The organism is Gammaproteobacteria bacterium (genome assembly GCA_013003425.1).
GTDB lineage: Bacteria > Pseudomonadota > Gammaproteobacteria > Steroidobacterales > JABDKV01 > JABDJB01.
The window spans coordinates 1-2494 of the sequence record JABDJB010000089.1 but is presented as its reverse complement, the minus strand read 5'-3'; the positions used below and the strand labels follow the sequence as shown (position 1 = coordinate 2494).

Genomic DNA, 2494 nt, shown 5'->3' with positions numbered 1-2494 from the left:
GATGTTTGTGATAACGACGACGACAACGACACGGTCGTCGATACTGCTGACAACTGCCCGCTGACTGCCAATACCGATCAGGCGGACCAGGATAACGATGGAATTGGCGATGCCTGCGACACCGGCGATCTCGACAGCGACACCATTGCGGACGTGAGTGACAACTGCATCATGGTGGCGAACGTCGACCAGCGTGATACGGACGGTGACGGCATTGGCAATGTCTGTGATCAGGATCTCAACCAGGATTGCAGCACTGACCTTGGGGATCTTGCGGAACTGCGGCTGGTATTCCTCACCAGCGATCCGGACGGTGATTTCAACGGTGACGGCACCGTTGATCTGAGTGACCTGTCTGTGATGCGTGAGAGCTTCCTGACCGCACCGGGGCCCAGCGGCCTAGCGAATATTTGCCAGTAAGATGCGTATGGCCGGGGAGATGATCTAAACTACTCTCCGGCCATCACGCTTTTGGGGGTGACGTGATCAAGCTGTCGCCAGCCGCTTTCCGTTCGGTGCCCGATCCGGCGCTGCTGTACCTGACTGACCAGCACGCCCGTGCGCTGGCTTTCCTGCAACTTGCCATGCGGATGCCCGGCTGCCTGGCAACCATTGTCGGCGAAGATGGCTGCGGCAAAACGTTGCTGTCCAGCGCCGCTATCAATGACGCGGCCGATGATCTCAACGTCATTCAGCTCGATGCTGTTGGCCTGACCGAGAACCAGCTGTTGCGCGAGACGCTGACGCGGCTGGCGCCGGATGAGCCGGGCGCCAGCCCGTTGTTGCCGGGCCTGACTACGGTGCGCTCAGTGCTTGCCGGCGGACGCGGGCCAGTGCTGTTCCTGATAACCAGCGCGCACCAGCTGTCGCAGGAAGTGTTCCAGACATTGCAGGCTATGTCGCGGCCGGAAAAAGGCCGTCGTCGTCGCGTCAGTATCGCGCTGACAGGGCAACAGGGCCTGGAGACACTGGTCTACACCATCGGCTGGAATGAAATGGCCGACTGGAAAATTCTTACTGCACACCTGCCACCGCTGGGGCGCCAGGATACCGCTGGTTACATCGGGCACCGGCTGCGCATGGAAGGCCAGGACGACCCGGACCAGGTGTTCCACAGCGATGCCTATGCTGTCATTCACCAGCTGTCGGGGGGTATTCCGGCCAGGATCAACGAGCTTTGCGATCGCGCCCTGGACATCGCAAATCAGGCCCGTTCGGGTCTTGTTTCCGCCGGCCAGGTGCGCGCGGCGGCACATGACCTGGAATGGCCCGGAGCCGGGCAGGGCGGCGTGGTTTCGCTGAGCAAGGCAAGCGCTACGCCTGCACTGACGCTTTCGCGGGATGGTGAAGTGCAGGGAATTTACCCGCTGGAGCTGGAACGCATGCTGATCGGTCGCGATGCCGAGAACGAGATTCCCATCGACAGCCCCTATGTCAGCCGGCACCACGCATTGATCGTGCGCGATGAACGCGGCTACTGGCTGACCGATATCAACAGCACTAATGGCACATACCTCAATGGTGAGCGCGTTTCGGATCAGGCACGGCTCGGTGCCGGCGATCATATCCGCATAGGCCGGCATGAGCTGGTAGTCAGCCTGCCCAGCGAAATCGCCACGCGGCTGCAGGGAACGGCTCGCCTGAACGATTCCATGGCCGACACCATGGTCGACCCGGCCGGACTTGAGCATGATCCAAAACTGGCACTGTCGGTCGTGGAAGAAGAATTGAAAGTACATCCCGATAAAATTGACCTGCAGTTCGAACGCGGTTGCCTGCTGACAGACCTGGGCCGCAAGGAAGAGGCGATTGGCGTTTTCGACCGGCTGGCGCGTGATCATGCCGGCGTCCCGGAGGTGCATAACAATCTCGCGGTGCTGCTGGCAGAGCGCGGTGAGCTCGACCAGGCGCGTGCCGAGCTGGAGAAAGCCATCCGGCTTGCGCCCGGTTACACTTGTGCCCACGAGAACCTTGGCGACCTCTATCTGCAGCTGGCCGGGTCGAGCTTTCGTACGGCAGTGGCAGACAGTACGGACCAGGAATCCTGCCAGATGAAGATTGCCGGCATTACGCGGCTGCTCCGCTCCTGACGGCAGCTTTAGAAAGAGTGTTTAAGCGCATGAAAAAACTGGTAATAAATTTTGGTTGAAATCACGCCCGTGCGGCGCCATCGTTAACTGATGAACCAATACCGACTGGCGGGCCGGGGCCCGTCGCTGATTACCCGTGTCCTCACAGCTATAGCGGGCATGCTGGTGCTTGTCGGGCTGTTCCTCGCCGGGCTGGTGGCCTGGGTTTTGCTGGCCGGCGTCGTATTCATCGGCAGTGTCGCACTGGCGATTGCGTTGTGGCGACAACGCCGCCGTATGGAGAAGTTCCGCCGTCGGCAGGGTGACGGGGTAATCGAGGTCGAATACGAGGTGGTGGCGGAACGTCGTGAACGCGACTAGCTAGTCTGCCACCTTGACGCCACGCCAGAAGGCAACCCGTCCGG

General features: G+C 60.7%; 3 protein-coding genes. All 3 read left to right on the top strand.

Features of this window, described 5'->3' with window-relative positions; translation table 11 throughout:
• Positions 1-420 (top strand): hypothetical protein (locus HKN06_12470; GenBank protein ID NNF62124.1); only part of this gene is annotated, 420 nt, incomplete at its 5' end.
• 62 nt (positions 421-482) lie between these two features.
• The gene (locus tag HKN06_12465; GenBank protein ID NNF62123.1) at positions 483-2090 is read left to right on the top strand and encodes an FHA domain-containing protein; all 1608 of its coding nucleotides are present in this window, start codon (positions 483-485) and stop codon (positions 2088-2090) included.
• 90 nt (positions 2091-2180) lie between these two features.
• Positions 2181-2450 (top strand): hypothetical protein, encoded by a 270-nt coding sequence (locus HKN06_12460; GenBank protein ID NNF62122.1) that lies wholly within the window; start codon positions 2181-2183, stop codon positions 2448-2450.
• The last annotated feature ends 44 nt before the right edge of the window (positions 2451-2494 follow it).

Excerpts from the sequence above, each read along its gene's own strand:
- HKN06_12460 (NNF62122.1), top strand. The coding sequence starts at position 2,181 with ATGAACCAATACCGACTGGCGGGCCGGGGCCCGTCGCTGATTACCCGT.